The sequence below is a fragment of the Mesorhizobium sp. M7A.F.Ca.MR.148.00.0.0 genome (genome assembly GCF_003997735.1).
Classification (GTDB): domain Bacteria; phylum Pseudomonadota; class Alphaproteobacteria; order Rhizobiales; family Rhizobiaceae; genus Mesorhizobium.
Genome location: NZ_RZTB01000344.1, coordinates 1 through 701, shown reverse-complemented (window position 1 = coordinate 701; position 701 = coordinate 1). Strand labels below are relative to the sequence as shown.

Annotated in this window: 1 pseudogene; it reads left to right on the top strand. The window is 60.3% G+C overall.

The window, feature by feature from the left end:
* Window positions 1-677 (top strand): annotated as a pseudogene (locus EOB49_RS34395) (hypothetical protein); the annotation flags it as partial.
* Between the last annotated feature and the right edge of the window lie 24 nt (window positions 678-701).

Below are 701 nucleotides of genomic sequence, written 5' to 3'. Positions count from 1 at the left end.
GCGTCGCGTCGGCGGTGAGCAAGACGCCGGCGCTGGTGGAGGCGACCTTCAAGGTCACCGGCGTGTCGGGTTACTGGAACAAGACAATGACGCTCTACGGCACGATGTTCGGTGCCGCAGCGGGCAAGCCGCTGATGACGATCGATTACAAATACGGCGGCGGCACAGATCCCAAAGGTTACGGCACCACCACCGTCAGCAAGATCGACAGTCTGGGCGTCCCCACGGTGATCCAGACGCAGGTCTGCAAGGTCGGCAAAAATCCGCCCAACGGGGTGACTCTCAACACCGACCAGTCTGGCACGAAATATTACTGTGTCGACACAATGACTCCTGGCAACACCGCCGGTGCGTCAATCGACGTCAGCCAGATGGCCAGCCTCTATCTGCAGATGAACGTGCCATCGGGCAACCCGAAAAACCTCTATTCGAACGATCCGGCCACGTCCAACCGGCTCTATAGCTCGACAAGCGCGGACATCCCCCTGGCCGAAATGGCGACCGGCCAGATCGTTGATATCTTTGGCCTCGTGCCTTGTGGCTCGACAGGCTACCAAGCCTGGGAGGACGGCGGCAACCCAGTCCCGGCACCCGTCAGCAACGCCGACTTTTTCTACAACGTCACCGGCAAGTGCGACTTCAACAAGCGGCCCAACAACACGCGGCTGACGCAGTAGACGCTGCTCTTCTTGCCTTCTCCC